The sequence below is a fragment of the Devosia sp. genome, from assembly GCF_025809055.1.
Lineage (GTDB): Bacteria > Pseudomonadota > Alphaproteobacteria > Rhizobiales > Devosiaceae > Devosia.
On the sequence record NZ_CP075529.1, the window covers coordinates 24,091 to 50,185 of the forward strand.

General features: G+C 66.0%; 30 protein-coding genes. 28 read left to right on the plus strand and 2 right to left on the minus strand.

The window, feature by feature from the left end; genetic code table 11:
* The first annotated feature begins 11 nt into the window (after window positions 1-11).
* The 22 genes from KIT02_RS00145 to KIT02_RS00250 all read left to right on the plus strand — a co-directional run bounded on the left by KIT02_RS00145 (window position 12) and on the right by KIT02_RS00250 (window position 16,549).
* Complete coding sequence (locus tag KIT02_RS00145; protein ID WP_297580692.1) at window positions 12-662, plus strand: hypothetical protein; 651 nt, start codon at window positions 12-14, stop codon at window positions 660-662.
* A 72-nt stretch (window positions 663-734) separates the two neighbouring features.
* Window positions 735-923 (plus strand): hypothetical protein, encoded by a 189-nt coding sequence (locus KIT02_RS00150; RefSeq protein WP_297580694.1) that lies wholly within the window; start codon window positions 735-737, stop codon window positions 921-923.
* A 4-nt stretch (window positions 924-927) separates the two neighbouring features.
* Window positions 928-1,056, plus strand: coding sequence for a hypothetical protein (locus tag KIT02_RS00155; protein ID WP_297580696.1), 129 nt, complete (start codon window positions 928-930; stop codon window positions 1,054-1,056).
* Complete coding sequence (locus KIT02_RS00160; protein WP_297580698.1) at window positions 1,056-1,535, plus strand: HK97 family phage prohead protease; 480 nt, start codon at window positions 1,056-1,058, stop codon at window positions 1,533-1,535. Before KIT02_RS00155 ends, KIT02_RS00160 begins: the two co-directional genes overlap by 1 nt.
* Window positions 1,536-1,547: 12 nt before the next feature.
* The gene (locus KIT02_RS00165; RefSeq protein WP_297580700.1) at window positions 1,548-2,768 is read left to right on the plus strand and encodes a phage major capsid protein; all 1,221 of its coding nucleotides are present in this window, start codon (window positions 1,548-1,550) and stop codon (window positions 2,766-2,768) included.
* 196 nt (window positions 2,769-2,964) lie between these two features.
* Window positions 2,965-3,531: a head-tail connector protein gene (locus KIT02_RS00170; protein WP_297580702.1), complete on the plus strand. Its 567-nt coding sequence runs from the start codon at window positions 2,965-2,967 to the stop codon at window positions 3,529-3,531.
* On the plus strand, window positions 3,528-3,869 hold the full coding sequence (locus tag KIT02_RS00175) for a phage head closure protein (RefSeq protein WP_297580704.1): 342 nt from the start codon (window positions 3,528-3,530) through the stop codon (window positions 3,867-3,869). Before KIT02_RS00170 ends, KIT02_RS00175 begins: the two co-directional genes overlap by 4 nt.
* 3 nt (window positions 3,870-3,872) lie before the next feature.
* Complete coding sequence (locus KIT02_RS00180; RefSeq protein WP_297580705.1) at window positions 3,873-4,265, plus strand: DUF3168 domain-containing protein; 393 nt, start codon at window positions 3,873-3,875, stop codon at window positions 4,263-4,265.
* Window positions 4,266-4,285: 20 nt separating this feature from the next.
* Window positions 4,286-4,699 (plus strand): phage major tail protein, TP901-1 family, encoded by a 414-nt coding sequence (locus tag KIT02_RS00185; protein ID WP_297580708.1) that lies wholly within the window; start codon window positions 4,286-4,288, stop codon window positions 4,697-4,699.
* A 7-nt stretch (window positions 4,700-4,706) separates the two neighbouring features.
* Window positions 4,707-5,021 (plus strand): gene transfer agent family protein, encoded by a 315-nt coding sequence (locus KIT02_RS00190; RefSeq protein WP_297580710.1) that lies wholly within the window; start codon window positions 4,707-4,709, stop codon window positions 5,019-5,021.
* A complete protein-coding gene (locus tag KIT02_RS00195; protein ID WP_297580712.1) occupies window positions 5,018-5,209 on the plus strand; it encodes a rcc01693 family protein in 192 nt (63 codons plus the stop codon). The genes KIT02_RS00190 and KIT02_RS00195 overlap by 4 nt, the downstream gene beginning before the upstream one ends.
* A complete protein-coding gene (locus KIT02_RS00200; protein ID WP_297580714.1) occupies window positions 5,199-5,813 on the plus strand; it encodes a hypothetical protein in 615 nt (204 codons plus the stop codon). Before KIT02_RS00195 ends, KIT02_RS00200 begins: the two co-directional genes overlap by 11 nt.
* 12 nt (window positions 5,814-5,825) lie before the next feature.
* A complete protein-coding gene (locus KIT02_RS00205; protein WP_297580716.1) occupies window positions 5,826-6,446 on the plus strand; it encodes a DUF2460 domain-containing protein in 621 nt (206 codons plus the stop codon).
* Window positions 6,443-7,333, plus strand: coding sequence for a DUF2163 domain-containing protein (locus tag KIT02_RS00210; RefSeq protein WP_297580718.1), 891 nt, complete (start codon window positions 6,443-6,445; stop codon window positions 7,331-7,333). The genes KIT02_RS00205 and KIT02_RS00210 overlap by 4 nt, the downstream gene beginning before the upstream one ends.
* Window positions 7,330-7,746 carry a hypothetical protein gene (locus KIT02_RS00215; protein WP_297580720.1) on the plus strand — a complete coding sequence of 139 codons (417 nt, stop codon included), beginning with the start codon at window positions 7,330-7,332 and terminating at the stop codon, window positions 7,744-7,746. The genes KIT02_RS00210 and KIT02_RS00215 overlap by 4 nt, the downstream gene beginning before the upstream one ends.
* Window positions 7,747-7,770: 24 nt before the next feature.
* Window positions 7,771-11,502, plus strand: coding sequence for a glycoside hydrolase/phage tail family protein (locus tag KIT02_RS00220; protein WP_297580722.1), 3,732 nt, complete (start codon window positions 7,771-7,773; stop codon window positions 11,500-11,502).
* Complete coding sequence (locus KIT02_RS00225; RefSeq protein ID WP_297580724.1) at window positions 11,495-12,238, plus strand: glycosyl hydrolase 108 family protein; 744 nt, start codon at window positions 11,495-11,497, stop codon at window positions 12,236-12,238. Before KIT02_RS00220 ends, KIT02_RS00225 begins: the two co-directional genes overlap by 8 nt.
* A 77-nt stretch (window positions 12,239-12,315) precedes the next feature.
* Window positions 12,316-12,615 carry a hypothetical protein gene (locus KIT02_RS00230; protein ID WP_297580726.1) on the plus strand — a complete coding sequence of 100 codons (300 nt, stop codon included), beginning with the start codon at window positions 12,316-12,318 and terminating at the stop codon, window positions 12,613-12,615.
* A gap of 24 nt (window positions 12,616-12,639) precedes the next feature.
* Window positions 12,640-13,299, plus strand: a complete 660-nt coding sequence (locus KIT02_RS00235; protein WP_297580728.1) for a response regulator transcription factor — start codon at window positions 12,640-12,642, stop codon at window positions 13,297-13,299.
* 53 nt (window positions 13,300-13,352) lie between these two features.
* Window positions 13,353-14,732 carry a HAMP domain-containing sensor histidine kinase gene (locus tag KIT02_RS00240; RefSeq protein WP_297580730.1) on the plus strand — a complete coding sequence of 460 codons (1,380 nt, stop codon included), beginning with the start codon at window positions 13,353-13,355 and terminating at the stop codon, window positions 14,730-14,732.
* Window positions 14,733-14,793: 61 nt separating this feature from the next.
* The gene (locus KIT02_RS00245) at window positions 14,794-15,267 is read left to right on the plus strand and encodes an RT0821/Lpp0805 family surface protein (RefSeq protein WP_297580732.1); all 474 of its coding nucleotides are present in this window, start codon (window positions 14,794-14,796) and stop codon (window positions 15,265-15,267) included.
* Window positions 15,268-15,346: 79 nt separating this feature from the next.
* Window positions 15,347-16,549 (plus strand): hypothetical protein, encoded by a 1,203-nt coding sequence (locus KIT02_RS00250; protein ID WP_297580734.1) that lies wholly within the window; start codon window positions 15,347-15,349, stop codon window positions 16,547-16,549.
* Between the two features lie 2 nt (window positions 16,550-16,551).
* Here the strand turns inward: KIT02_RS00250 and KIT02_RS00255 are convergent, their stop codons facing one another.
* Both KIT02_RS00255 and KIT02_RS00260 read right to left on the minus strand, forming a co-directional pair.
* Window positions 16,552-18,516, minus strand: a complete 1,965-nt coding sequence (locus KIT02_RS00255) for an FAD-dependent oxidoreductase (RefSeq protein WP_297580737.1) — start codon at window positions 18,514-18,516, stop codon at window positions 16,552-16,554.
* Window positions 18,513-19,583, minus strand: a complete 1,071-nt coding sequence (locus KIT02_RS00260; protein ID WP_297580739.1) for a hypothetical protein — start codon at window positions 19,581-19,583, stop codon at window positions 18,513-18,515. The genes KIT02_RS00255 and KIT02_RS00260 overlap by 4 nt, the downstream gene beginning before the upstream one ends.
* A gap of 138 nt (window positions 19,584-19,721) precedes the next feature.
* On the opposite strand from KIT02_RS00260, the gene ccmI reads away from it, so the two are divergent.
* The 6 genes from ccmI (at window position 19,722) to KIT02_RS00290 (ending at window position 26,093) form a co-directional block, all read left to right on the plus strand.
* Entirely contained in the window at window positions 19,722-20,801 is a 1,080-nt protein-coding gene (gene ccmI / locus KIT02_RS00265) for a c-type cytochrome biogenesis protein CcmI (protein ID WP_297580741.1), read from the plus strand.
* On the plus strand, window positions 20,798-21,274 hold the full coding sequence (ccmE, locus tag KIT02_RS00270; RefSeq protein ID WP_297580754.1) for a cytochrome c maturation protein CcmE: 477 nt from the start codon (window positions 20,798-20,800) through the stop codon (window positions 21,272-21,274). The genes ccmI and ccmE overlap by 4 nt, the downstream gene beginning before the upstream one ends.
* On the plus strand, window positions 21,271-23,241 hold the full coding sequence (locus KIT02_RS00275; protein WP_297580756.1) for a heme lyase CcmF/NrfE family subunit: 1,971 nt from the start codon (window positions 21,271-21,273) through the stop codon (window positions 23,239-23,241). Before ccmE ends, KIT02_RS00275 begins: the two co-directional genes overlap by 4 nt.
* A 2-nt stretch (window positions 23,242-23,243) precedes the next feature.
* Window positions 23,244-23,687 (plus strand): cytochrome c-type biogenesis protein, encoded by a 444-nt coding sequence (locus tag KIT02_RS00280; protein ID WP_297585400.1) that lies wholly within the window; start codon window positions 23,244-23,246, stop codon window positions 23,685-23,687.
* A gap of 136 nt (window positions 23,688-23,823) precedes the next feature.
* Window positions 23,824-25,365, plus strand: a complete 1,542-nt coding sequence (locus KIT02_RS00285; RefSeq protein WP_297580758.1) for a Do family serine endopeptidase — start codon at window positions 23,824-23,826, stop codon at window positions 25,363-25,365.
* Between the two features lie 56 nt (window positions 25,366-25,421).
* The gene (locus KIT02_RS00290) at window positions 25,422-26,093 is read left to right on the plus strand and encodes a response regulator transcription factor (protein ID WP_297580760.1); all 672 of its coding nucleotides are present in this window, start codon (window positions 25,422-25,424) and stop codon (window positions 26,091-26,093) included.
* Window positions 26,094-26,095 lie beyond the last annotated feature (2 nt).

The following is a 26,095-nucleotide window of genomic DNA, read 5'->3' on the forward strand; positions in this document are numbered from 1 at the left end:
GAAGGGCACAGATGTCATCAAGGGCATGGGACCTAAGCTCGGTCACGGTTGGGGACTTCATATTCGGGCTCAGGGAGAACGGGCGGCCGGATTTTTTGTTCGTTTATAGCGCCGACGATACGACTCTTTTGGCTCGTAACATCTTCAATCAGGCGAACTTCAGGTTCGGTCGAGATGGTGACGGCAAAAGGATTGAAGACGACCAGGCGTGTACCATCGTTTCGACCGCAGAACTTCCACCCGAACAGCGTCAGGTTGCAATTGGGCTGGACCGCCGCATGGGGTCAAACCCTGAATATCCTGACTCAAGACTAACTGAGGATGAAATCCGGTTGGGTCTGGATCACGAAGACTACTTTGAGGCGCGTTTGCTGCCCGGCAAGGAAGAAATCGTCAGGCGAGCGCAGCGGCTGCGGGCTGTATCGCTCATTCTGCTCGTGGAACTGGAAGGGATCGACGAGCGGGAGAATCCCGCCTCGCTATCTGAATATGACGATCACATTCCAGCATTGATTGAGCTTTTGGGGAAGCCGGGGTCTCGCGAGGAAGTGGGGCAAGCGCTTTCGGAAATCGCTGCACTCAGAGGCAGGCCTCCGAGAGTGTTTGAACGGACGAGCTCCGTAGCGGAGAGTTTGGTGCGGCTGGCGCAATCCTGGACCTGAGCAGTTCACATCAATCAGACTGACGTCAGTCAAGCCCGCCTTCGGCGGGCTTTTTATTGCCCGGAGGGTCCCATGGACAGTCTCACCACCACCATCATCGAGCGTGGCGATCTGGCGCATCTGGCGCTGTTTCTCTGGGCCAGCGGTGCGAGCGCCTTGCTCGTGTGGAGCCTGCGGGAAATGGCCAAGGTCAACCGACACTTCAACGACTTCGTGCGGGAGATCGCCGCCCTGAATCGTCTTTTTCGCAAAGAGGACTAAGCTCATGGCAGACAAGCACAATCGGGAAAGCGCGCAGCAGACGTTCCGGCAATTTGCCTGGAACCTGGCGGGAACGCTGGCCGACAAGCAGCGCACGGCGCCCAAGCCGCGCACGGGCGGGGCCAAGCGCTGATGATGTCCATTCCCATCGACGCGGAGGGCCGGTTTGCCGGCTATGCCAGCGTCTTCAACCGGCTCGACAGCGGCGGCGATATCGTTCTGCCGGGGGCCTTCGCCAAGAGCCTGGCCAAAAGGCGCGGGCGCATCAGGCTGCTGTTTCAGCATGACCCCAAGGAGCCGGTCGGCACCTGGGACAGTATTGTCGAGGACACGTACGGCCTGTTCGTGACCGGGCGGCTGGTGCCCGGGGTGCCGCGCGCCGAGGCGCTGCGGCGCCTGATCGAGAACCGGGCGCTCGATGGCTTGTCCATCGGCTTCCGCACGGTGAAGGCCAGCCGCGAGGCGGGCAGCGGGCATCGGCGCCTTTCTGAAATCGACCTCTACGAAATCTCGATCGTGACCTTTCCGATGATGGAGGACGCGCGCATCGCCGCCCCCCTCACCGCCGGCGCGGCCATTGCCGCCGCCACCAAGACTATCCGCAACCGATAGAAGGATACCGACATGGATCGGATTGACGACGGCCTTGAAACCAAGGCCGGCGCGGGGACTGATATTGCCGCGCTGTTTGCTGACTTCTCGACGGCTTTCGAGGAGTTCAAGCGCACCAATGACCAGCGCCTGGGCGAGATCGAAAAGCGCGGCAGCGCCGATGGCCTGCTCGAAGGCAAGCTCGAACGGCTCAATGCCGTGCTCGACGGGCAGAAGGCGGCGCTGGACCGCGCCAAGGCCGAGCGGGCCCGCCCGGCCATCGAAGGCAAGGGGCAGATCGCCGATGGCGAATACAAGGAGGCCTTCTCCGCCTATGTGAAGCGCGGCGAGGAAAAGGCCCTGTCGATCGGCGTTCCGGCCGATGGCGGCTATGTGGTACCGGCCGAGGTCGAGACGGAAATCACCCGGCTGATGACCCATGTCTCGCCGATCCGCGCCATTGCCGGGGTGCGGCAGGTATCGGGCTCGGTCTATAAGCGGCCGATCACGGTGAGCGGTCCGCAGACCGGCTGGGTCGGCGAGACGGCGAGCCGCCCGACCACCGACAGCCAGGTGCTGGCAGAACTGAGCTATCCGACCACCGAGCTCTATGCCATGCCGGCGGCCACTTCGGCCTTTCTCGACGACGCGGCCGTTGATGTGGGCCAGTGGATTGCCGACGAGGTCAACGCGGCCTTCGCGGCGCAGGAAACCACGGCTTTCGTCAATGGCGACGGCACCAACAAGCCGAGCGGCTTTCTCGCCGGCACCAAAGTGGCCGAAACCAGCTGGGCCTGGGGGAGCCTGGGCTATCTGGCGACCGGGGTTTCCGGCGCCATGCCGGCCAGCAATCCCAGCGATATCCTCATCGACCTCGTCTATGCGCTGAAGGCCGGTTACCGGCAGAATGCCAATTGGGTGATGAACCGCAAGACGCAAGGGGCGCTGCGCAAGCTCAAGGATGCGGACGGCAACTACCTCTGGCAGCCGGCGGCTTCGGCCGATGGCCGGGCCAGCTTCATGGGCTTCCCTCTGGTGGAAGCCGAGGACATGCCCAACATTGCCGCCAACAGCTTCTCGATTGCCTTCGGGGACTTCCGGCGCGGCTATCTCATCGTCGACCGCCAGGGCGTTTCGGTGCTGCGCGACCCGTTCAGCGCCAAGCCCTATGTGCTGTTCTACACCACCAAGCGTGTCGGTGGCGGCATCGCCGATTTCGACGCGATCAAGCTGCTGAAGTTCGGGGCAAGCTGAGGCGCGCTCGGGTCTTGGCCTTCTCCCCTTGTGGGAGAAGGTGCCCCGAAGGGGCGGATGAGGGGTCAGCGGTGTCACCACGCGCTCCTCTGCGGAGGAGAGAACCCCTCACCCGTCTCGCGCTGCGCGCGATCCACCCTCTCCCTCAAGGGGAGAGGGGAAGGCCAGTGGCCAGTCAAACTCAAGGAACACAACAATGACCTCCTATCTCCTGGCGGGGCCCGCCCTGGAGCCGGTTTCGCTTGCCGAGGCCAAGGCTTTTCTCAAGGTCGACGAGGCGGCCGAGGATGGGCTGATCACGACGCTGATCGGCGCCGCGCGGCTGCATGTGGAAGGTGTCACCGGCCGGGCGCTGCTGACGCAGAGTTGGCGGGTGGTGCTCGATGACTGGCCGGAAACGGGCATGGTCAGGCTGCCGGTGACCCCGCTCCATGCGGTGACCGCGATTTCGGCGATCGACGCGAATGGGGCGAGCCATGACCTGGCGCTGGGGCAATTCGGTCGGGATCTGGATCGGCTCATCGTGCCGCGCGTGATTGTCGGGATGCCGGCCCTGCAGGAGCGGGGCGGCATCGAAATCGACTATGTCGCCGGATATGGCGAGACGCCGGCCGATGTCCCGGCGGACCTGCGGCAGGCTTTGCTCGGGCTGGTGGCACATTGGTACGAGCATCGCGACGCCGTCATCGTGGCCGGGTCGGGCGCGGTGGTGCCGACCGGCTTCGACCGCATGGTCGCCGCCTATAAGCGGGTGCGGCTGTGAGCGAGAAGATCCCGTCCATTGGCACCCTCACAGACAGGGTGCAATTGCGCCGCCGCGAGAGTCTTGGGGATGGCAGCGGCGGGCATGACCACATCTTCGTGCCGGTGACAAATCTGTGGGCACGGGTGCGCGGCCATGCCGGCCGCCAGGCCAGCAATGCCGATGGCCGCGTGGTGGCGCTGTCGCACACGGTGGTGCTGCGCTTTCGCAGCGATGTGTCGCCGGGCGACCGCATCGTCTATCGCGGCCGGAGCCTCGATGTGCTGAGCGTCACCGACCTCAACGGGCGCCGGGCCTATCTCAGCTGCGGTTGCAGCGAAACCAGTTTTACGGGTTAGCCCATGCATCCAATGGTGATCCTGCAGACGGCGCTGGTCGAGGCGCTGCTGGCCGATACCGCGCTCACGACCATGGTGGGCGCCAATGGCGTGTTCGACACCCCGCCCAAGGGCCGGGCAGCGCCCTATGTCGTTATCGACCGGCATGACATGCGCATCGTCGATGTCGATCTGGCGCCGGGCCAGGAGCATGGCGTGGTGCTCCATTGCTGGAGCGCGCAGCCGAGCCGCAAGGCGGCACTGGCCATGGCGGCACGGGTGGTGGCAGTGGGCCTTTCCATCGCGCCGGCCGGCCTCACCATCAGCGTTGCGCGGCATCTGAGCACCGAAACGGTGATCGACAAGACGAGTGGACAGGCCAGGGCCGCGGTGACGCTGCGGTTCCTCAGCGAATAGGTTTTTTTGAGGAGACGATCATGGCAGCCCAAAGTGGCAAGGACATGCTTTTGAAGCTCGACCAAACCGGGTCGGGCAGCTTTCTGACGGTGGCGGGCCTGCGCACGCGCAGTCTCAGTTTTAATGCCGCCAGCGTCGATACGACCGACCAAGAAAGCGCCGGCCGCTGGCGCGAACTGCTGGCTGGTGGCGGCGTCAAGCGCGCCTCGGTCGCGGGATCCGGCGTGTTCAAGGACCAGAGCTCGGACGCCAATATCCGCACGCTGTTCTTTGGCGGCACCATCCGCAACTGGCAGCTGATCCTGCCCAATTTCGGCACCATCCAGGGGCCTTTCCAGATCGTCGGGCTGGAATTTTCAGCCGACCACGCAGGCGAGGTGACGTTCGAGCTGGCGCTGGAAAGCGCCGGGGAAATCACCTTCACCGCAGCTTGAGGGCGCCATGACCAATATCCATCGCGGAGAAATCGCCGCCGAAATCGGTGGGGAGACACGCACGCTCTGCCTGACGCTCGGGGCGCTGGCGGAGCTCGAATCCCGGCTGGGCGCCGGGGATCTGGTGGGGCTTGCGGAGCGGTTCGCCAGCGGGCGGATCGCGGCGCGGGACCTCACGGCCATCCTGGGCGCCGGCCTGCGCGGGGGCGGCCATGAGGTGAGCGACGACGAACTGGCGCGCATGAGCGTTGAAGGCGGGTTGCGCGGCGCCGCGGAGATCGCCGTGCGGCTGCTGCGGGCGACATTCGGGGATGCCGAATGACGCCATTTCCATGGAAAAACGCCATGCGCTTTGGGCTGGGCGTGCTGCGCCTCGAGCCAAGTGCCTTCTGGCGGATGACGCCCCGCGAACTGGCGGCCGCCTGGGGCGCCGTCGTCGGCGAGGGCGGCGTGCCGCTGAGCCGGAGCGGGCTCGACAAGCTGATGGAGCAGTTTCCCGATGAGCGATGACCTGTTCGACGACGGCTTTCGCGCGGAAATGAGCGATGTGTCCATCGAGCTCAAGCGGATCGGCGAACTGGCCGATGGGGTGGCGCGGGCCATGAGCCGCGCCTTCAGGGGCGCCATTCTCGATGGCAAGTCTTTCCAGTCGGTGCTGGGGGATATTGCCGGCTCGCTGGCCGATATCGCCCTGCGTGCGGCCCTGAAACCCTTGGAAGGGCTGGTCGGTGGATTTATCGAAACCCTGTTCACCGCGACCAATCCGGCCCTGGGCGGGGTGACACCCTTTGCCGGGGCCACCGCTGTTGCGGCACCGGCCTTCCTGCCGGCGCGGGCCGCGCTGGACACGCCGGCGGCGACCCTGGCCGCACCGGCGGGTCTTGCCGCCCTGGCCTATGCGCCCATGGCGGCCATGGCCGGAGGCATCGGTGCGGGCGACGCGGCACCGGCGGCCCCGCTCGCGGGCGGTCTCAATCCGGCGGCGGCCGGGGCAGGCCCGGTCAATGTGACGTTCAACGTGACGGCAAGCGATGCGCGCAGCTTTGCCACCAGCGAAGCGGAAGTCAGCGCCATGCTGTTGCGCGCCGTCCGGCGCGGCACACGCGGCAATTAGGGGCAGACCAGGATGGCATTTCATCACGTGCGCTTCCCGCTCGATATCGCGCTGGGGGCGCGGGGCGGGCCGGAGCGCAAGACCGATATCGTCACGCTCGCCAATGGTGCCGAAAAGCGCAATGGCCGCTGGGCGCAATCGCGCCGGCGCTACAATGCCGGCTATGGCGTGAAATCGCGGGCCGACATGCAGGCGGTGCTGGCCTTTTTCGAGGAGCGACGGGGGCGCCTGCATGGTTTCCTGTGGCGCGATGGACTGGACCATGTGTCTGGATCGGGAGCGCCGACGCCGACCGACCAGGATATCGGCACGGGCAATGGATCGCGTCAGCAGTTCCAGCTGACCAAGCGCTACGGGGCCGCGTTCGACCCCTATCTGCGGACCATTGCCAAGCCGGTATCCGGCAGCGTGCGGGTGGCGCGCGATGGGGTGGAGGCCTTGTCCGGTTGGAGCGTGGACGTGACCACGGGAATCGTCAGTTTCAGCACCGCGCCGGGCAACGGCGTGGCGGTGACGGCCGGTTTTTTGTTCGACGTGCCGGTGCGGTTCGACACCGACCGGCTCGATATCGAGCTCTCTGGCTTCGACGGCGCCGAAGTGCCCGCAATTCCGCTGGTGGAGATCGTGCCATGAAATCGGTACCGAGCGGCCTTGCCGCGCATCTGGCGCAGGGCGAAACCACGCTGGCGCGCTGCTGGCGCATAGTTCGGGAGGACGGGGCCATACTCGGCTTCACCGACCACGACCGGCCCCTGACGGTTTCGGGCACCATATGTGCGCCGACGGCCGGCTTCGACGCCGCCGAAGTGCCCAGCCGCCTCGGGGCGCAGGTCGAAACAGGCGAGGTGCTGGGCATTCTCGACAGCGCCAGCATCGCCGAGAGCGATATTGCCCAGGGACGCTATGACGGCGCCCGGGTCGAGAGCTGGCTGGTCAACTGGAGGACACCCAGCCAGGCCATGCTGCTGCGGGTGGACACGATCGGCGCCATCGTGCGTGAGGACGGCCTGTTCCGGGCAGAATTGCGCTCGCCGCAGCAGGCGCTGAATGTCACGCGCGGGCGCCACTATCATGGTCTGTGCGACGCGGATTTGGGCGACGCCCGCTGCGGCATCAATCTCAACCAGTCGCAGTACCGGGGCACAGCCATCGTCGGTGCCATTCTCGATCCCTACCGGCTGGAGCTATCGGGGATCGGGGGATTTGCCGCCGGCTGGTTCTCCCTGGGACACGCCGTGTGGACCAGCGGGGGCCGCAACGGACTGCGCGACGCGGTGGTCGGCCATGAGCGGGCCGGGGGCACAGATATCGTGGTCTTCGAGCAGCGGGTCGGCGAATGGGTGGCCGAGGGCGATGCGCTGCTGGTTCATGCAGGTTGCGACCGGCGGTTCTCCACCTGTCGCGAGCGCTTCGACAACGGCGTCAATTTTCGCGGCTTTCCGCATATTCCGGGCAGCGATTTTGTGCTGCGGCACCCCCGGCCCGGCGACGCGCTCGACGGGCGGGCGGTGGTGCCATGACCGACGAGCGGGTTGTCGCAGCGGCGCGGGCCTGGCTGGGAACGCCGTACCGGCATCGCGCTGCGACGCTGGGGGCGGGCTGCGATTGCCTTGGCCTGCTGCGCGGGGTGTGGCGCACGCTTTATGGCAGCGAGCCCATGGCGGTGCCGCCTTATAGAGCCGGGTTGCGCGACCCCGAAAACAAGGGTGCGCTGCGGGATGCGGCCGAGGCGCTGCTGGTGGCTGAAAGTGGCGAACTGGCGGCCGGGCAGGTGCTGCTCTTCACCCTGGGCGGGCTGGATGAGCCGCGCCATTGCGCCATCCTGATTTCGCCGGTGCGCTTCATTCATGCCCAGGAACATCTGGGCGTGGTGGAGGCCAATCTGACCGCGGCCTGGGCCCGGCGGATCAGCGGTCGCTATCGCTTCCCCTGACGGGGCAGACAAGGATTTTCAGACATGGCCACTTTGGCACTTTCGGTCGCCGGGCAATTTGCCGGGGCGCTGCTTGGCGGGCCGTTCGGCGCCACCATCGGGCGGGCCCTTGGCGCGTTGGCGGGCAGCGCCATAGACGGCATGTTGTTCGGGGGCGAGCAGACCAGCCGCGCCGCCGACCTTCGGCTCACCGGATCGAGCGAGGGCATTCCGGTGCCTCGCCTTTATGGCTGGGGACGGCTTTCCGGCAACATCATCTGGGCGCGCGAACTGGAGCGCCTTGGGGGAGAAACCTCCGGGTCCAAGGGCATGGGCAGCGCCAGCGAGGACGAGGTGGGCGCCAGCTTCGCCATCGGCTTCTGCGAGGGACCTGTAGCCCGGCTTGGGCGCATCTGGGCCGATGGGCAATTGCTCGATACGCGCGGGCTGACGCTGCGCTTTTATGGCGGCGATGAGGGGCAATTGCCCGACAGCCTGATCGAGGCCACCCAGGGCGGCGACAATGCACCGGCCTATCGCGGCCTCTGCTATCTCGTGGTCGAGAACCTGCCGCTCAGCCGCTTCGGCAATCGCATTCCCCAGATCACCGCCGAATTGTGCCGCGTGGTGGGCACGCTCGAGCCCGACATCCGCGCGATCACCGTCATCCCCGGCGCCAGTGAGTTCGGCTATGACCCCACCCCAAGGCTGCGCGTGGTCGGGCCGGGCGAGGCGGTGAGCGAGAACGCGCATCTGGTGCCCGGGGTGAGCGACTGGACCTGGTCGATCGACGAACTGGTGGCGCTGTGCCCCAACCTCAAGCATGTGGCGCTGGTGGTCAGCTGGTTTGGCAGCGACTTGCGGTGTGGCCATTGTACCATTACGCCGCGCGTCGAGGCGAGCCAGCGCACTGTGGAAGGCACGAGCTGGAGCGTGGCCGGGATCGACCGTGCAGCTGCGGCGACGGTTTCAAGCCATGGCGGCGGGCCGGCTTTCGGGGGCACGCCCTCGGACAATGCCGTGCTGGCCGCCATTGCCGATCTCAAGGCGCGCGGGCTCAAGGTAACGCTCTATCCGCTGATGCAGATGGACGTGCCGGGCGGCAACGGGTTGCCGGACCCCTATGGCGGCAGCGAGCAGGGCAGTTATCCCTGGCGGGGGCGCATCACCTGCCACCCGGCGCCGGGGGTCGGGGGCAGTCCCGACCAGGGCGCCGGGGCGGCGAGCCAGGTGGCCGCCTTCGTGCCCGGATATCGCGACATGATCCTGCACTATGCCGGACTGGCCGTGACCGCGGGCGGGGTGGATACCTACCTCATCGGCTCGGAAATGCGCGGCATGACCACGGTGCGCGGCCCCGGGCACAGCTTTCCCTTCGTGGATGCGCTGGTGAGCCTGGCCGAGGACGTCAGGGCCATTGTCGGGTCCAGCACCAAGCTGACCTATGCCGCCGACTGGAGCGAATATTCGGGCTACCAGCCAGCCGGGGCCAAGTATTTTCACCTCGATCCGCTCTGGGCATCGCCCGAAATCGACGCCATCGGCATCGACAACTACATGCCCCTCAGCGATTGGCGGGATGGCCTGGACCACACCGATGCGGGGCAGGGCGGGCCGCACGATATCGACTATCTTGCCAGCAATATTGCCGGGGGCGAGGGCTTTGACTGGTACTATGCCAGCGACGCCCATCGCGCTGGGCAGGTGCGCTCGCCCATCGTCGATGGGGGCCATGGGGAGCACTGGATCTGGCGGTACAAGGACCTCGTCTCGTTCTGGTCGGAGCCGCACTACAACCGGCCCGGCGGTGTGCGGTCGGCATCGCCAACGGCATGGGTGCCGGAGAGCAAGCCGATCTGGATGACCGAACTGGGGTGCGGCGCGGTCGACAAGGCCAGCAACCAGCCCAATATCTTTGGTGACGACAAGAGCGCCGAGGGTGGGCGGCCCTATTTCTCCTCCGGGCAATCCGACGCCCTGGTGCAGCGGCAGTTCCTGCGCGCGCATTTCCGGCACTGGGCCGATCCTGCGCTCAATCCGCCCGGCATGGTCGACCTTGAGCGCATCTATTGCTGGACCTGGGATGCGCGGCCCTATCCCGCTTTTCCGGCACAGACCGATGTGTGGTCGGACGGTCCCAATCACCATACCGGGCACTGGCTGACCGGGCGGCTCGGGGCGCTGGCCAGCGACGAGCTGGTCAGTGCAATGGCGGCTGACCACGGTTGCGCGGTCGCGGCGCAGGCAGTTGCGCCGCTGATCGGCGGCTATCTCGTTTCCGGACCGGGCACGGCGCGTGACGCCATCGTCCCGGTGCTGGACATGACCCGACAGACCGTTAGGGCCGAAGCCGGGGCCCTCCTGGCGCAGGCGGCGGCCAAGGGCACGCCGACGCAGATCGAGGCAGCGGGCCTTGCGGCTCAGGACGAGCCGCAATTGTCGCAACGGCGCGACGACAGCGCGGAAGTGCCGGCGCGCCTGGCGCTCAGTGTCATCGACCGGGAGCGGGACTATCAGTCCACCGCGGTCCTGGCGCAGCGGTCCGGGGATGGGCCGCTGGTGGTCGAGGCGATGCCCGTCGTGCTCGATCCGGCGGGCACGCGGCAGGTGGCGGAGCGGCTGCTGCACGGACAGGCCGGGAGCAGGGACCGCCTCGAATTTTCGCTCCCCCTCAACCGTGTGGACCTCGAGCCCGGCGACCGGATCGTGGTCGAGGGGGCCGGTGAAGCGCCATACGAAATCACCGAAATTCGCGACGGCCTGACGCGGCGGATCGTGGCGCGCTCGGTGCCCGTGGACCGCTCGATTGCCGTGGGTGTGACGCGGCGGAGCGCGGGTGGCTCGGCCCCGTCGCCGGCGATTCCGCCACATCTGGTGGTGGCGCATTTGCCTGCGGCACCCGACAATCCCAGCCGCAGCCGGTTGGCCATCGGCGCCTATGCCCGTCCCTGGCCAGGGCATGTCCGGCTGACCGATACAGTAACCGGGGCGCAGGTGGCGGATCTGTTCCGCCCCGCCGTCACCGGCACGACCATGGCGGCGCTGGCGCCCGGACCGGCAGCTTTGTGGGACCAGACAGCCGTGCTGGACGTGACGCTGCATTGGGGACATCTGGCCGATGTGACGCCCGAGGCAGCTTTGTCCGGCAGCAACCGGATTGCAGTGGAAACCGACGCGGGCGTTTGGGAGGTGATCGGTTTTGCCGAGGCCGACCTCGTGGTGCCGCGCCGCTATCACCTCCGCCGCCTGTTGCGCGGCCTTAATGGCACCGAGCCGGCCATCGGGCCGGTGGCGGCGGGACGGCGGGTCATGGTGCTCGACGACCGGGTGGTGAGCCTTCTGGTGGAGCCGGGGCGGATCGGATCAAGCCTCGCCTTGCGCAGCTATGCCGGTTCGACCGATGCCGATGGTTCGCCGCTGAGCGTGACCCTGGGTGCGGCGCCGGCGCTGCCCTTGCCGCCAGCACACCTGCGGACGACGCGGCTGTCGAATGGGTCGATCCAGTTCGACTGGGTGCGTCGCAGCCGCGCCGACAGCAATGACTGGGGCATGGCCGAACCCGATCTCGAGCACGCGCCCGAAGCCTGGCGGCTACGCATCCGCAGTGGTGGCGTGCTCAAGCGCACCATCAATGCGGGTGTGACCACGGCGATCTATAGCGCGGCGCTACAGACCACCGACTTCGGCGGGCCAGCCACCGGTTTCACCTATGAAATTGCCCAGATCAGCGCCGCCATCGGCGCCGGGCATGTCAGCTCAGGAGCGTTCAATGACTGAAGCCCGGTTCGATCTGTGCCTGGCCGCCGTGCTGAAGCACGAGGGTGGATATGTTGATCATCCCAGCGATCCGGGCGGAGCGACGAATCTGGGGATCACCCACAAGACCCTGGCGCGCTGGCGCAAGGTTTCACCCTGGTGGGATCTGCCGAAATCTGAAGTGCAGCGGCTGACGCGAACAGAGGCGGCGCGCATCTATCGTGCGCTCTACTGGACCCCGTGTAGGGCCGGGCACCTGCCGGCCGGGCTCGATCTCGCCGTCTTCGACTTTGCGGTCAATTCCGGACCGGACCGGGCCATTCGCCAGCTGCAGGCCACGCTGAATGTCATGGTGGACGGGCAGGTCGGGCCATTGACGCTCGATGCCGCCCGGCGCGCCGACACCGGGGCGACGATCAACGCGCTCTGTGACCGGCGGCTGGGCTTTCTGCGCGGGCTCTCGACCTTTTCGGTCTTCGGGCGGGGCTGGTCCAGCCGGGTGGCGCAGGTTCGCGCCGCAGCGCTGGCCGCAACTCCACATTCCCAAGCGTCCAAAAAAGGAGAATCTCTCATGGACATACTTTCGGGCTACAAGACCTATATTGCTGCCGGATTGATGCTTCTGGCCGGTCTCGCGCAGATTCTGGGCATCGACCTGCCGAGCCTGGACGGCGGAACCGCCGGTAATCTGGTGCTCGAAGCCCTGGCCATCATTTTCCTGCGCCGTGGGCTCAAGGGCGATATCGCCAAGGCCTAGTCACATTACTTGTGGAAACAATGGGGCGGCTGCCGCATTCATGTCCCATTCAGCTACCGGCGGCTAATGATGGCACCATGAAAACGAACGCCCCCAAACCTTCTGCCGCTGTTGCCATGGCCCTGGCCCTGGCGCTTGCATTGTCCGGGACCACCGGCGCAAAGGCCCAGGCCTGCATGGACAAGCAGGAAATCCAGCAGGCCGTGGCCGCTGGCGAGATCATGTCGCTCGACGCCGTGCTGGCTTCGGCCGGCGTCGATGCCAGCGCCGAAATCCTCAGCGTGCAGGTCTGCGATCAAGGGGGCGCGCTGGTCTATATGATTGGCGTGTTGACCCAAGACGGCCAGGCCGAGAATCTGGTATTGAACGCCCAGTGACTTTGTCCTGGTGGGGGACCGGCAATGCGTATTCTTGTTGTTGAAGACGATACCAACCTCAACCGTCAGCTCAAGGATGCGCTGACCGAGGCCGGCTATGCGGTCGACGTCGCCTTCGATGGCGAGGAAGGCCATTTCCTCGGCGACACCGAGCCCTATGACACGATCATCCTCGACATCGGCCTGCCGCAGATGGACGGCCTGTCGGTCCTGGAAGAGTGGCGGCGCGCCGGCAAGTCGACCCCGGTGCTGCTGCTGACGGCTCGCGATCGCTGGAGCGACAAGGTCCAGGGGATCGATGCCGGTGCCGACGACTATGTGGCCAAGCCCTTCCACATGGAAGAAGTCCTGGCGCGGGTGCGCGCCCTGGTGCGCCGGGCGGCAGGACACGCCAGCAACGAAATCGTCTGTGGCGCCGTCCGTCTCGATGCGCGATCGGGCCGGGTGACCGTGGATGGCCAGTCGGTCAAACTGACCAGCCATGAGCTTCGGCTGCTGAGCTATCTCATGCATCACAAGGGCAAGGTCATTTCCCGCACCGAGTTGACCGAGCACCTCTACGATCAGGATTTCGACCGCGACAGCAACACCATCGAGGTGTTCGTCGGCCGCCTGCGCAAGAAGCTGCCCGACGACTGCATCCAGACCGTGCGCGGGCTGGGCTACCAGATCGTCGGCGACTAGCAGGCGCCAGCGTGGAGGCAAAGGGGGCGACTGATCCGGGTAGGGGACTTGCCATGCTGCGCAAGGGATCCATCGCCGCCTCGCTTTTCTGGCTGACTGTCGGCTGGCTGGTGGTGGCGCTGGTCACCACCGGGTTTCTGCTGACCGACCTTTATTCGCGCGCGCTCGACACCACGCTGACCCAGACGCTGGATTTCCACGTCGAGAGCCTGGCCGGCGCGCTGCTTGAAACGGGCGACCCGCGCGACCCCGATATCCAGCTCGCCGACCCCCGCTTCGAGCGCCCGCGCTCGGGATGGTACTGGATCATCCGCGACATCGACGGCGACATGGTCAACCTCTCGACCTCCGTCGTGGGCATTGACCTGCCGGCCGTCGGTGCAGCCGCCGATGCCCTGGGGCGGAGCACCGAGATCATCAATGACCCGTTCGGAACGCAGTTGCGCATGGTCGAGCGCACGGTGACGCTCGCCCAGCAATCCTATCGCATCACCGTTTCGGGCAATCTCACCGAAATCCTCGAACTGGTGGACGATTTCCGTGGCCAGGCCTTTATCGTGCTGGGCGCCGTCGGGGCCATGCTGGCGGTGATGAGCGCCATCGTGGCGCGGATCGCCATGCGCCCGATTTCGCGGCTGAGCGAGGCCATTGAAGCGGTGCGCGAAGGCGACAGCGCCGAAGTGTCGGGCACCTATCCCACCGAACTGGCGCCGCTGGCCGAAGAGGTCAACGAGCTCATGCGCTCCAATACCCAGATCATTGAGCGCGCCCGCAACCAGGTCGGCAACCTCGCCCATGGGCTGAAGACGCCGATCGCCGTGCTGCGCAACGAGGCGCGCAATCGCAAGGGAGCGCTGGCCGACATCGTCTCGTCCGAAACGGACAAGATGAGCACCATGGTCTCGACCTACCTCGAGCGGGCCCGGCTGGCGGCGCGCACCTCGGTGATCGGCAAGAAGGCCGACGCCACCATGGTGATGTTGCGCCTGACCCGGGTGATGCGGAAGATCCACCCCGATGTGACGATCGCCTTCCAGCGCCCCGATGCCTCGCTGCACTGGTTCCGGGGCGACGAGGCGGATCTCGAAGAGATGGCGGGCAACCTGCTCGACAATGCCTGCAAGTGGTCCAAGGGCCAGGTGGGGGTGCGGCTGTCGAGCGAGCGCGGCGCCAAGGGCACGCAACTGCTCATGCGCATCGACGACAATGGCCCGGGCCTGAGCGAGGAAGACGCCCAGAAAGTGTTGCGTCGCGGTGTCAGACTCGATGAGAAAACACCTGGAACCGGACTTGGACTGGATATCGTCAAGGAACTGGTCGATGTCTATGGAGGAAGCCTGGAGTTGAAAAGGTCCGCACTTGGCGGGCTTTTGGTGGAATTGCGGCTACCCACGGCGCGACTCGGCGGTCTTGCCAGGCCAAATGCAACCTGACGCACTTTCGCCGTATTGCGCCAACATGAACCCGATAAGCACACGAAGAGGCCATGTTTCGATGAATCGTCTTTCGCTCCTTGCCATCCCGCTCACAGCCTTGGCGCTTGCGGGCTGCTCCAGCACCGGAACGACCCAGGTGGCAACCGCTCCTGTGGTGACCCAGCCCGTCGTGGCACAGCCCATGGTTCCCACTTCCGCCCAGAACGTGCAACAGGCGCGCCTGACAACCAGCGTATCGCAGGGTTTCGTCGATACGGCCGCGCTGTCGCTGATGTCGGCCAAGGATTCCAACGAAGCCAATTCGGCCCAGTTCTACGCCCTGCAGTTCGGCCGTCCCGGCGCGCCGCGCCAGTGGGCCGGTGACAACGGCACCACCGGATCGGTCGCTGTCGGCCCCTATGTACGCGTGAACAATCTCGATTGCCGCGATTTCACCCATACCGTGAAGGTCAACGGTACGGACTATGTGAAGAAGGGCACCGCCTGCCGCGAGCAGAACGGCAATTGGAGCGTCGTTCCCGGCGCGGCGTGATCTCACGCGCATTCCGCGAAAAGGAATGTTTACCAAGAGGTTCTAGGGTCGTCTGAACTATCGGACGGCCCCAGACCAAATGAACCAGACCGCCCACATCACGGCAATCCAGACCCCGGTTAGCCGGCAGGCCAGCGGCTCCGCCGCGGGCTCGCCCTTTCTTGGCCTGATCGATCCCCTCCTGGTCGAGGAGCCGGTCGTGCACGTCTTTGCCGGTTCGGTCAGCCGCACGGCGGCACTGGCGGTTTGGACCTGGGTAAAGCGGGATGTGTTGCCCGGCCTTGCCGATGCCGGTATCACCGCCGTCGAGACGGCGGCCGAACTGGAGCGCGTTCTGCCGCAATTGCTCCCGGCGATGAAAGCCGCGCTGGAAAAGGCCGATACCGACACCGAAGCGCAGCGGCGCCTGCGGGCACAGATCGGCCGGGACGACGCGCGCAGCGAAGTTAGCACGATATTGTTTGCCCTGCGGCACCGGGCCGTCCTGGCCAAGGCGCAGGGTTTTGGCCGGGCCGTCAACGCCATGGCCGAGGACGCGGGCCTGCCGGCAGCCTTGCAATCCATGCCGCTTCAGGATGCCAACCTGGCGGCCATTGTCTTTCATGCGGCCGTCGGACAGGTGGCCAATCCGACGCGACTGGTCACGGCGGCGATCCGCTTGTCGGGCAATGCCACCGAAGGCGCCATTCAACGGACAGGGCTCGGTCCGATGATCGACGCGTTCCTGGCCCATGCCCAGAACCAGATCCATGTACTCAAGCTCGGCGGACCCTTCGCCGATATCGATCTGGTCTGCCGCAGTCTCGACCGGTTCCACCGGCTGATCCGAGCGCTGACGGGCTATGTCGAGTTTCCGCGCAACAGCCGCTCGACGGCAGCGCTGTCGGCGATCACCAAGCTGGTATCGGACCGGGTCGAGCCGCGGCTCAAGGAAGTCGTGACCGATCTCAATATCGCCATGCGCCGCCCGCGCGAGGGCGCGGACCGGGTCGATAACGATCACATCCTGGCGGCGATCAACGGCATCTACCTCCTGGCCGCCGTGCGCGATTGCCGGGACTCGCTGGCGCTCAACGCGATTTTCGACCAGGCCTGGAGCCAGTCGGCGCAGGCGCTGGAACTGCATATTCAACGCAATCTCGACCTGCTTCGCAAAGACCCGGATGACGTGCATACCGGTGCGCGGCTCGACGCGGCCATCACCATGGCGCAGGTGCGGTTCAACACCGAATATGCCGACACGCTGCGCCGGGCGCGCCTCGCCGCAGAACGCCGGGGTTAAGCTCAGAGAGTTGTGATGCGGGCCGGGGTGGTGCGGCCGGGTTCGCGAATGGTGACGGCCAGCCCTGCCGTGATGGCCGCCTCGGCCATCAGCGCGACCGGGCCGGCCTCGGTCACGCGCAGCACGACCCCGATCGCGCGGGCCGGGTCGGCAACATCGGAACTGCGATAGACCAGCATTCCCGGATCGAGACGCCTGGCTTCGCCAAGGGTCAATCGGACCAGCCTTGAACCGGGCCCAAAACGGCCATGCAGATAGTCTGGCACTGAATCGGCCGCCACCGGCGCGGGGTCGGGTGCAAGGTCGTCTTCCTCGGCAAGGGGCACGAGCGCGATGCGCTCCTGGGCGACGATGCCGGCGGCCGCGGCGGGAATGAGACCCAGTTCGACGCCGGCCGCAACTTCCGTGATCGCCAGCGGTCGCGGCGTCTCGGACAGGGCCCGCACGCCCCGCGGCTCGCGTCGCCGCAATTTGTCGGTCCAGCGCGGCTTGACCGGCGCGGGACGAACCAGCATGCCGACCCCGTCATCGAGATAGGCCGGATTGGCGTCGGCCAGTTCGGCCGAAACCGGCAGGGCCGCATCGGGTGTTTCGTGGATCGGGTCGATGACCGGATCCTCGACCCCCTTGCGCTCCCGCCCCAGCATCAGGTCGATCGCATCCGCGCCGCTCTGGATGCAGCCCTGTCGCGTGAGGATACCCGCCGCGCTTCCGGCCATGGCGATGCCCTCGCACGAGCCGATCGGGACAAGACGGTGGCGGGCCGGTTGCCACTGGCTATGGCCGCCGGCCACGTGCCAGAGCGTCAGGTCGGGCTGCCAGCCGCCACAGACAATGATGCGCTGCGTGGTCAGGCTGGTGTCGACCCCGCCGGACATGGTGATGTTGAGACGTCCGCCGGCCTTGGTGCCGTCTGCCGAAACCGGGAAAGCCTCGGTCGTCTGGCGGAGGCCGAAGGCGCGGGTGAAGGCGATGAAGCGGGAATTTGGCAGGGGGCGGCTATCGAGCAGGCGGGTAAACTCCACCCCGGCATCGCTTGCCAGGATGGACAGGCGATAGGCGACGTTGCTCGCCGTGGCCAGGATTGCCGATGTCCCCGGCCAGACACCGAAACGGTGAGCCAGCTCATACGCCTCGAGCGCTCCAACCACTCCGGGCAGGCGATTGCCGGCGAAGACCGGAAGGCGTTCGCGCGAGCCTGTGGCGAGCACGATGCGGCCTGTGTCAATATCCAGAACGCGGCCGCGCGCACTGCCATCGACGTCTTCCACCTGATGCAGGCGCACCCGGCCTGACCGCAGGGCGAAGACCTCGGCGCGCAGGATCACGCTGATCGCATCGTTGTCGCGGACCGCACGGGACAGCCGCTCCATGCTCTCTTCGGGGCTGTCCTCGCCCTCCTGCGTGCCGAACAGGCCAGACTGCCCGCCCAGACGCGCCTGCATGTCCACAATGATGACCTTGAGACCCGCGCGGGCGGCGGCCAGGGCTGCCGACATGCCTGCTACCCCGCCGCCAACCACGACAAGGTCGGCCTGCTCAAGCGGCACGGCCGGGACTTCCCGCCATGGTCGCTGCAGAGCAGCGGGATCGTCGAGTTCAAGGCCAAGCGTGCGGCCCGGCTGGAACAGGCGCTTGATGGCGCTGCTCCGCCTGCCGCCCAAGGTGACGAACTCGGCGCCGTCAATGGCCGGCGTCCGGGTCATCGGCAAAGCGCGCTGCGGGTCGCGCGCAAGGCTGGCAAAACTGATGGCGGGCGCCGCCGAGGCCCGCAGGCCCACCTGCGCGCCCAGATGATGTCCGAGCGTATCGATGCCCGAGGCCAGAAGCGCCGATAAGACGCTGTCCCCGGAAAAACCTTGAACAATGCGGCCATCGAGCCGGAACCTGACCGGCCGCGCGCGATCGAGTTCGACGCCGCCGAGGTGCCGGCATTCCTGGTCCAGGCGATTGGCCTGCGCCCTCATGCGCCCACTCCCTGCGGCGCGTATTCGGCGACCTGGGCAGACTTGCTGGAGCGCGTCACCAGATGGGCGCCGAGCCAATCCTGCTCCGCCGGGGTCGCCTTCGACGCCATCCAGCGCGCCAGGGCCGGCGCAAGGAAGATTCCGTAGCCGTCCATGCCGACGACGACATCGGCGCCCGCCCCGGCCGCGCGCCCGAAAGCGGGTGCGCCGTCCAGCGTAGAGAGGCGTTGATAGGCGGTTTGCCCGGCCTGCTCGACCTGTCGTTGCGGACCCAGCAATGCCTGCAAGTGACCCGAGAAGTGCGAGAGGCCACCACCGCCCATGGCTACGATGCCGCCGTCGGGCTGCTGATGGAGCGTGGTGCCCGACTGGATTTCGAGCATCAGGGCCGCAGCCAGTGGCCGAACCGGGGCGGTCAGAATGGTCGAGCCGGTTTCCCGCCGCAGCAATGGGGACCATTGGCGCAGCGGCAACCAGGAGATGATGGCTTCTGCGTCGGCCAGAATGGCATGGCGGGCCAGAACCTGTTCGGGGCCGGTTTCCAGCGTGGCGGCGCCATCGCTGGCAATTGAGACCCTGTCGGGCGCCAGGGAAATGACGCCGCTGCGCTGAAGCCAGTCATCAAGGCGCGCCTCGAGCAGCGGTTGATTGAGCAGTAGCGCATCGCGCAGCACCACGCCGGAGCGCGACGACCCCAACAAAGAGGTCGGTACAGGCTCGACGGTGACGCCAAACCCGCTGGCCATGTGCCGGATATGGGACAGCGCTTCGCCGGCGGCATGGCCCTCGGCAAAGAACAGCGGGTCCACCCGCTGCAGGGCCCTGCGCGCACCGATCCGCGTCAGCAGGCGCACTGTTTCGGGGACGCCGGATTCCAGCATGGACCAGGTCTGTGGGCGCGTGACCGGCGCCACTGACAGATCGAGCTGGCGGGGGAGGCGGTAGGCGGAGCGGCTTTGCCCGACATGGATGACCGTGCGGCCGTGATCCTGCGCCAAGAGGCCCGCGAGCAGCCGCGCCATGGCGCTGGCTCCAAAAACCACATGATCGGCAACCGGATCCGTCATGCGACCCTTTGACCCGCGACGTCCGGCCCCTGTGGCAATGCGTCCCTTCGCACGGAGGGGGAAATGATGGCTTTTTGCCGTATTGTGCTTATAGAGGGCGACGCCTCGTCACGTCTGGCATGCAAGCGCCTGGGGCCCATGATTTTCTGGTCGATAGCCATTGCCGTTACCGCTCTTGCCTGCGCCGCGTTGTTTTACGCGGCTGCCGGGCGGCCGGTCAACGCGACTTCGCCTCAATCCACCAATGCCAACAGCCATTTCCGCCAATTGCTGGCCGATATCGACGCCGATCTCGCCAATGGCCGGCTGGACGAAACGCAGGCTCTGGCGGCACGCGGCGAACTGGCGCGCGAGGTCATGCGGGCGAATGCCGAAACGGACAAGGCCGGCTTCCGGACCCTCGGGCGGCTGCCGGTGCTCCTGGGCGTCGGGGCAATAGCGACGTCCAGCCTTGGCCTTTATGCGGTGCTGGGCAGCCCCGATGCGCCGGCCATGCCATTGAGCAGCCGGCCCGAAATCGTCGCCCAGAACATGAACCTCGAGGATGCCATAGCGCAGATCGAGCAGCGCCTGGCTCAGTTTCCCGACGATCTGCGCGGCTGGACAGTGGTTGCGCCGGCCTATGTCGAGATGGGGCGCTTTGCCGACGCGGCGCACGCCTATCGGCGCATGATCGCTCTCTCGGGTGCAACGCCGGACCTGCAAACCGACCTGGCGGAGGCCCTGCTATTGGACGCGGGGGGCATAGGCTCCGACGAGGCCATGACGCTGCTCGCATCGGCCGCCGACGCCGATGAGGCGCAGATCCGGCCACGCCTTTATCTCGCGGCCGAATTGATGCGACAGGGCGAATATGATGAAGCGGCCGTCCGCTGGCGCGAGGCGCTCGAACAGTCCGAGGGCGACGAGCCCTGGCTGGCCGCAGCCCAGCAGGGGCTTGCCGTGGCCGAAGCCGGTGGCGTCGACCTCGCCGCCCAGCAGCAGCAGGAGATGATCGCCGGGATGGTCGGTGGGCTGGCGTCGCGCCTTGAGAGCGATGGCGGCACTATCGAGGAATGGACCCAATTGGTACGCTCCTATCTTGTCCTGGGAGACCTGGAGCTGGCACAGAACGCCTATTCGTCGGCGATATCGGCCTATCCCAATGCATTTGACCGGGGCGAACTCGACACCATTGCCCTGGGCGCCGGCCTGACCCTTGAGGGAGACACGCCATGACCACGCCCGCTCCCACGCGCCGCAAGGGCATGAGCCGCAAGCAGAAGCGCATCGCCATCATCGCCGGGCTCGGCGTTGTGCTGGCCATTGCCGCTGCTCTCGTGCTGACCGCACTGCGCGACCAGATCGTGTTCTTCTATGCGCCCAGCGACGTGCTGGCGCGCGCAGTCGAACCGGGTCAGCCGATCCGCCTCGGCGGGCTGGTGAAGGACGGCTCGTGGACGCGCCAGGGCCAGGATAACACCTTCACCATCACCGATGGCGGGGCGGAAATAATCGCCCACTATGCCGGCATCCTGCCCGATCTGTTCCGTGAGGGTCAGGGGGTGGTGGCCGAGGGAACCATGGGAGAAGGCGGCGCCTTCACGGCCACCAATGTGCTGGCCAAGCACGACGAGAATTACATTCCCAAGGAAGTCGTCGATGCGCTCAAGGCGCAGGGCGAGTGGCGGCCGGAGGGCGGCGCGCAGTGACAATCGAACTCGGGCACTTTGCGCTCATTCTGTCCTTCGCCATAGCATCGGTTTCGGCCGTAGCGGGACTGGCCTTGTGGCGGCGCGGCGAAGCCCTTTCGGCTGCCATGCGCCAGTCGGCCATCCTGCAGTTCGTGCTGGTGGCGCTGGCTTTTGCGGCGCTGGTACAGGCCTTTGTCGTGTCCGACTTCAGCGTTGCCCTTGTCGCCAACAATTCGCATTCCCTCAAACCCCTGATCTTCAAGATTTCCGGCGTCTGGGGCAATCACGAAGGCTCCATGCTGCTCTGGATACTCATCCTCGTGCTCTTTGGTGCCCTGGCGGCGGTTTTCGCCCGATCGCTGCCGTCCGATCTCACCAGCCTGGTGCTGGGTAGCCAGAGCCTGCTGACGGCAGCCTTTGCGGGCTTTACGATCTTCACCTCCAATCCGTTTGCGCGGCTGGCGCAGCCGCCGCTGGAAGGGGCAGACCTCAATCCGGTCCTGCAGGATATCGGCCTCGCCATTCATCCGCCGCTGCTCTATGCGGGCTATGTTGGGTTCTCGATCTGCTTCTCATTTGCCGTTGCGGCGCTGGTCTCCGGCCGGATCGACCAGGCCTGGGCCCGCTGGGTGCGGCCCTGGACCATGCTGAGCTGGGTGTTCCTGACCCTGGGCATCGCCATGGGTTCCTACTGGGCCTATTACGAACTGGGTTGGGGCGGCTGGTGGTTCTGGGACCCGGTGGAGAATGCCAGCTTCATGCCCTGGCTGGCCGGGACCGCCCTGCTGCATTCGGCCCTGGTCATGGAAAAGCGCAATGCGCTCAAGATCTGGACGATCTTTTTGGCCATCATCACCTTTTCCCTGTCTCTGCTCGGCACGTTCCTGGTGCGCTCGGGCATTCTGACTTCGGTGCACACATTTGCCAGCGACCCGACGCGCGGCCTCGTCATCCTGACCATCCTGGCCCTGTTGATCGGTGGCGCCTTTCTGCTCTTCGCCATCCGCTCGCCCGCCCTGCGGCAGGGCGGCCTGTTTGCGCCGATCAGCCGCGAAGGGGCCTTGATCCTCAACAACCTGTTCCTGGCGACGGCCGTCGGCGCCGTGCTGGTGGGCACGCTTTACCCGCTGGTTCTGGATGCACTGACGGGAACCACGATATCGGTGGGCGCGCCGTTTTTCGATTTCACCTTCGGGGCCCTGATGGCGCCGCTGCTGCTGGTGCTGCCGTTCGGGCCGCTCCTGCCATGGAAGCGGGGCGACATGGTCGCTGCCGGACAGCGGCTGATGGGCATGGCGGCACTGGCCGTCTTCGTCACAATCCTCGTTTCGGCCCTTGGCGGCGTGTCGGTTTCGCTGGCGCCACTGGGGCTGCTGCTCGGCTTCTGGGTCACCTTCGGATCGGTGGCCGAGCTGATCGAGCGCAGCCGGCTCGGCCGCATCCCCTTGGCCGAGAGCGTGCGGCGTCTCGCCGGGCTGCCACGCAGCATCTGGTCGACAGCCCTTGGCCACCTTGGCGTGGGCCTGACCGTTCTGGGCATTGTCTCGGTGACCGCGTGGGAAACCGAGCTGGTAACAACGCTCAATCCCGGAGAAACGGCGGAACTGGCTGGCTACACGATTGCCTTTGACAGTTTCGAACAGGTCGCCGGCCCCAACTATGTCGCCGATACCGGTGTGTTCACGGTGTCGGCGCCGGGCGCGGGCAATGCCAGGCTTGAAGCCGAGCGGCGGACCTATGTGGCCAGCGGCATGCCGACCACTGAAGCGGCCATCCAGACCTATGGTCTCTCCCAACTCTATCTGCAGCTCGGCGAGCCGCTGGACGACACCCACGTCCTCCGCGTCTGGCACAAGCCGTACATTCTGCTGATCTGGCTTGGGTGCCTGGTGATGGCCGGTGCCGGCATTCTCTCCCTGTCCGACCGGCGGCTGCGGTTCGGGGCGCCGCAACGCGCGCGGCTGCAAGCGGGAGGGGCCCGGTGAACCTGCGTCTTGTCCTTGCTGCCCTGCTGCTGATGGGTTTGCCCGTCCATGCCGTCGGGCCGGATGAAATCCTGCCCGATGCGGCCCTCGAACAGCGGGCCCGCGCCATTTCATCGGGCCTTCGGTGTCTGGTGTGCCAGAACCAGTCCATTGACGACAGCGATGCCGACCTCGCCCGCGATCTGCGCATTCTGGTGCGCGAGCGGCTGGTGGCCGGGGACACCGACAAAGAGGTCGAGCAATATGTCGTCGACCGCTATGGCGAATACGTCCTGCTCAATCCGCGTCTCAGTGGCCATACCCTGATCCTGTGGATTGCCGCGCCGGTGCTTCTGATAGGTGGTATCGGCTGGATCGTTCTGGCGCGGCGTCGGAAGACCGTGCAGGCGCCGGCCGAACTGACGGCCGAAGAGCAGGCAGCCCTGGCAAATCTCGAACGCGACTGATCCTGCAGCGCGCTGCCGCAATCCTGCCTGCAACATTGCCAAAGCTTAATGTTGGTGCAACTTGGCGGAAAGGCGAGGGGGTCCATATCTAGCGGCACAAGCTGTTGAGAGCTTACTACGAAGGAGATTCGTCCCTATGCGTTCGACCGTTCTCTCACGCACCCGCCGCTGGTTAGGCGCCTCCGCCCTGGCGCTTCTGGTCGGCGCGGGCAGTGTTTCCACCGCCTTTGTGCTGACCGGCCAGGCTGCCAATGCCCAGGTGCAGAATGCCGCCCAGATCGTGGTGCCGCAGACTACTGTTCAGCAGGGCTTTGCCGACCTCGTTGACGCCGTCAAGCCAGCCGTGGTGTCCATCCTTGTCGAGGCCGAGGCTCCCGCCAACAACACCGTCCAGCGCGGCGGCCGTGATTTCAACTTCCAGTTCAATTTCCCCGACCTGCCCGAAGACCATCCCTTCCGGGACTTCTTCGACCAGTTCGGCAATGAGTTCGGCCCCGGCGGGCAAGGTGGCCAGGGTGGCCAGAACCGTCCCCGCCAGTTCATGGCAGCCGGCTCCGGCTTCATCATTTCCGCCGATGGCTATGTCGTCACCAATAACCACGTGGTCGAAGACGCCACCAAGGTGACCGTGGTCTTCGACGACGGTACCGAACGCGTGGCCGAGATCGTCGGCACCGACGAGCGCACCGACCTGGCCGTGCTCAAGATCGATGGCGAAGACCTGCCTTTCGTGACCTTCGAGCAGGAAGCCAGCCGCGTTGGCGACTGGGTGGTTGCCGTCGGCAATCCGTTCGGCCTGGGCGGCACCGTCACGGTTGGCGTGATCTCGGGTGCCGGTCGCGATATCGGCGGCTCGAACTATGGCGACTTCCTGCAGATCGACGCCGCGGTGAACACCGGCAATTCCGGTGGTCCGGCCTTCAACACCAATGGTGAAGTGGTTGGCGTCAATACCGCGATCTACTCGCCCAATGGCGGCAATGTCGGCATCGCCTTCGCCATTCCGGCCCGCACGGTGCAGCAGATCGTCGATCAGCTGATCAGCGACGGGACCGTGACCCGTGGTTATCTCGGCGTGTCCATCCAGGATGTGAGCCGCGATATTGCCGATAGTGTTGGCCTGCCCAATGCCCGCGGCGCCATCGTTCGGGAACCGACCGAGGACGGTCCTGCCGGTGCTGCCGGCGTCCAGTCCGGCGATATCATCGTCAAGGTTGATGGCGAGCAGATCGACGATGCGCTCGATCTCAGCCGCACCATTGCCAGCAAGGCCCCGGATTCGACGGTCGAGCTGACCATCTGGCGCGACGGCGCTGAAACCACGGTTTCGGTGCAGTTGGCCCAGCTCAACGAAGAAGCCCAGGCGCCGACGCCCGACCAGCCCACTCCGCCGGCTCCCCTCCCGGAAGCCACCACCAGCATGGGTCTTACCCTCGTGCCCAACGGTGACGGCTCGGGTGGCCTGCTGATCCAGAATGTCGAGCCCGACAGCGATGCCGCCTCGCGTGGCCTGGCAACCGGCGACGTCATTCTCGAAGTCGATAACCAGGCCATGAGCGCCCCCGGCGATTTCGATCAGGCGATTGCGGCGGTCAAGGAAAAGGGGCTCAATACGGCCCTGGTCAAGGTGAGCCGCAACGGCGAAGCCCGCTTCGTGGGCCTGCCGATCACCGAATAAAACCCTGCCGGCCCCGGAATAGTCCGGGGCCGGTCTCTGTCCGGAGTGCGCCCCCCGTGAAAATTCTGTTGATTGAGGACGATCGCGAGGCGGCCAGCTATCTCATCCAGGCGCTTGACGAGGCCGGGCACGTCACCCACCACGCGGCCGATGGCGAAACCGGCTACGCCATGGCATCGGGCATGGACTACGACGTGCTGATCGTTGATCGCATGTTGCCGCGCCGGGATGGTCTCAGCATCGTGGAAAGCCTGCGGGCCGAAGACGACAAGACGCCTGTGCTCATCCTGTCCGCGCTTGGCGAGGTCGACGACCGGGTCACCGGATTGCGCGCCGGCGGCGACGACTACCTCACCAAGCCCTATGCCTTCACCGAATTGCTGGCCCGCGTCGAAGTGCTCGCGCGCCGCTCAAGCCCCGCCGAAGCGGCCACGAGCTATTCGGTTTCCGGCCTCTCGCTGGATCGGTTGAGCCGCAAGGTCGAACGGGACGGCGAAGTCATTCTGCTGCAGCCGCGCGAGTTCCGGCTGCTCGAATATCTCATGAAGAATGCCGGCAAGGTGGTGACCCGCACCATGCTGTTGGAAAATGTCTGGGACTATCACTTCGACCCCCAGACCAATGTCATCGACGTCCACATGTCCCGCCTGCGCTCCAAGATCGACAAGGGGCACGCGTCCCCATTGCTGCATACCGTGCGCGGCGCCGGCTACATGATCCGGGAATAGTC

Excerpts from the sequence above, each read along its gene's own strand:
- KIT02_RS00145 (WP_297580692.1), top strand. The coding sequence starts at position 12 with ATGTCATCAAGGGCATGGGACCTAAGCTCGGTCACGGTTGGGGACTTC.
- KIT02_RS00150 (WP_297580694.1), top strand. The coding sequence starts at position 735 with ATGGACAGTCTCACCACCACCATCATCGAGCGTGGCGATCTGGCGCAT.
- KIT02_RS00155 (WP_297580696.1), top strand. The coding sequence starts at position 928 with ATGGCAGACAAGCACAATCGGGAAAGCGCGCAGCAGACGTTCCGGCAA.
- KIT02_RS00160 (WP_297580698.1), top strand. The coding sequence starts at position 1,056 with ATGATGTCCATTCCCATCGACGCGGAGGGCCGGTTTGCCGGCTATGCC.
- KIT02_RS00165 (WP_297580700.1), top strand. The coding sequence starts at position 1,548 with ATGGATCGGATTGACGACGGCCTTGAAACCAAGGCCGGCGCGGGGACT.
- KIT02_RS00170 (WP_297580702.1), top strand. The coding sequence starts at position 2,965 with ATGACCTCCTATCTCCTGGCGGGGCCCGCCCTGGAGCCGGTTTCGCTT.
- KIT02_RS00180 (WP_297580705.1), top strand. The coding sequence starts at position 3,873 with ATGCATCCAATGGTGATCCTGCAGACGGCGCTGGTCGAGGCGCTGCTG.
- KIT02_RS00185 (WP_297580708.1), top strand. The coding sequence starts at position 4,286 with ATGGCAGCCCAAAGTGGCAAGGACATGCTTTTGAAGCTCGACCAAACC.
- KIT02_RS00190 (WP_297580710.1), top strand. The coding sequence starts at position 4,707 with ATGACCAATATCCATCGCGGAGAAATCGCCGCCGAAATCGGTGGGGAG.
- KIT02_RS00195 (WP_297580712.1), top strand. The coding sequence starts at position 5,018 with ATGACGCCATTTCCATGGAAAAACGCCATGCGCTTTGGGCTGGGCGTG.
- KIT02_RS00200 (WP_297580714.1), top strand. The coding sequence starts at position 5,199 with ATGAGCGATGACCTGTTCGACGACGGCTTTCGCGCGGAAATGAGCGAT.
- KIT02_RS00205 (WP_297580716.1), top strand. The coding sequence starts at position 5,826 with ATGGCATTTCATCACGTGCGCTTCCCGCTCGATATCGCGCTGGGGGCG.
- KIT02_RS00210 (WP_297580718.1), top strand. The coding sequence starts at position 6,443 with ATGAAATCGGTACCGAGCGGCCTTGCCGCGCATCTGGCGCAGGGCGAA.
- KIT02_RS00215 (WP_297580720.1), top strand. The coding sequence starts at position 7,330 with ATGACCGACGAGCGGGTTGTCGCAGCGGCGCGGGCCTGGCTGGGAACG.
- KIT02_RS00220 (WP_297580722.1), top strand. The coding sequence starts at position 7,771 with ATGGCCACTTTGGCACTTTCGGTCGCCGGGCAATTTGCCGGGGCGCTG.
- KIT02_RS00225 (WP_297580724.1), top strand. The coding sequence starts at position 11,495 with ATGACTGAAGCCCGGTTCGATCTGTGCCTGGCCGCCGTGCTGAAGCAC.
- KIT02_RS00230 (WP_297580726.1), top strand. The coding sequence starts at position 12,316 with ATGAAAACGAACGCCCCCAAACCTTCTGCCGCTGTTGCCATGGCCCTG.
- KIT02_RS00235 (WP_297580728.1), top strand. The coding sequence starts at position 12,640 with ATGCGTATTCTTGTTGTTGAAGACGATACCAACCTCAACCGTCAGCTC.
- KIT02_RS00240 (WP_297580730.1), top strand. The coding sequence starts at position 13,353 with ATGCTGCGCAAGGGATCCATCGCCGCCTCGCTTTTCTGGCTGACTGTC.
- KIT02_RS00245 (WP_297580732.1), top strand. The coding sequence starts at position 14,794 with ATGAATCGTCTTTCGCTCCTTGCCATCCCGCTCACAGCCTTGGCGCTT.
- KIT02_RS00250 (WP_297580734.1), top strand. The coding sequence starts at position 15,347 with ATGAACCAGACCGCCCACATCACGGCAATCCAGACCCCGGTTAGCCGG.
- KIT02_RS00255 (WP_297580737.1), bottom strand. The coding sequence starts at position 18,516 with ATGAGGGCGCAGGCCAATCGCCTGGACCAGGAATGCCGGCACCTCGGC.
- KIT02_RS00260 (WP_297580739.1), bottom strand. The coding sequence starts at position 19,583 with ATGACGGATCCGGTTGCCGATCATGTGGTTTTTGGAGCCAGCGCCATG.
- ccmI (WP_297580741.1), top strand. The coding sequence starts at position 19,722 with ATGATTTTCTGGTCGATAGCCATTGCCGTTACCGCTCTTGCCTGCGCC.
- ccmE (WP_297580754.1), top strand. The coding sequence starts at position 20,798 with ATGACCACGCCCGCTCCCACGCGCCGCAAGGGCATGAGCCGCAAGCAG.
- KIT02_RS00285 (WP_297580758.1), top strand. The coding sequence starts at position 23,824 with ATGCGTTCGACCGTTCTCTCACGCACCCGCCGCTGGTTAGGCGCCTCC.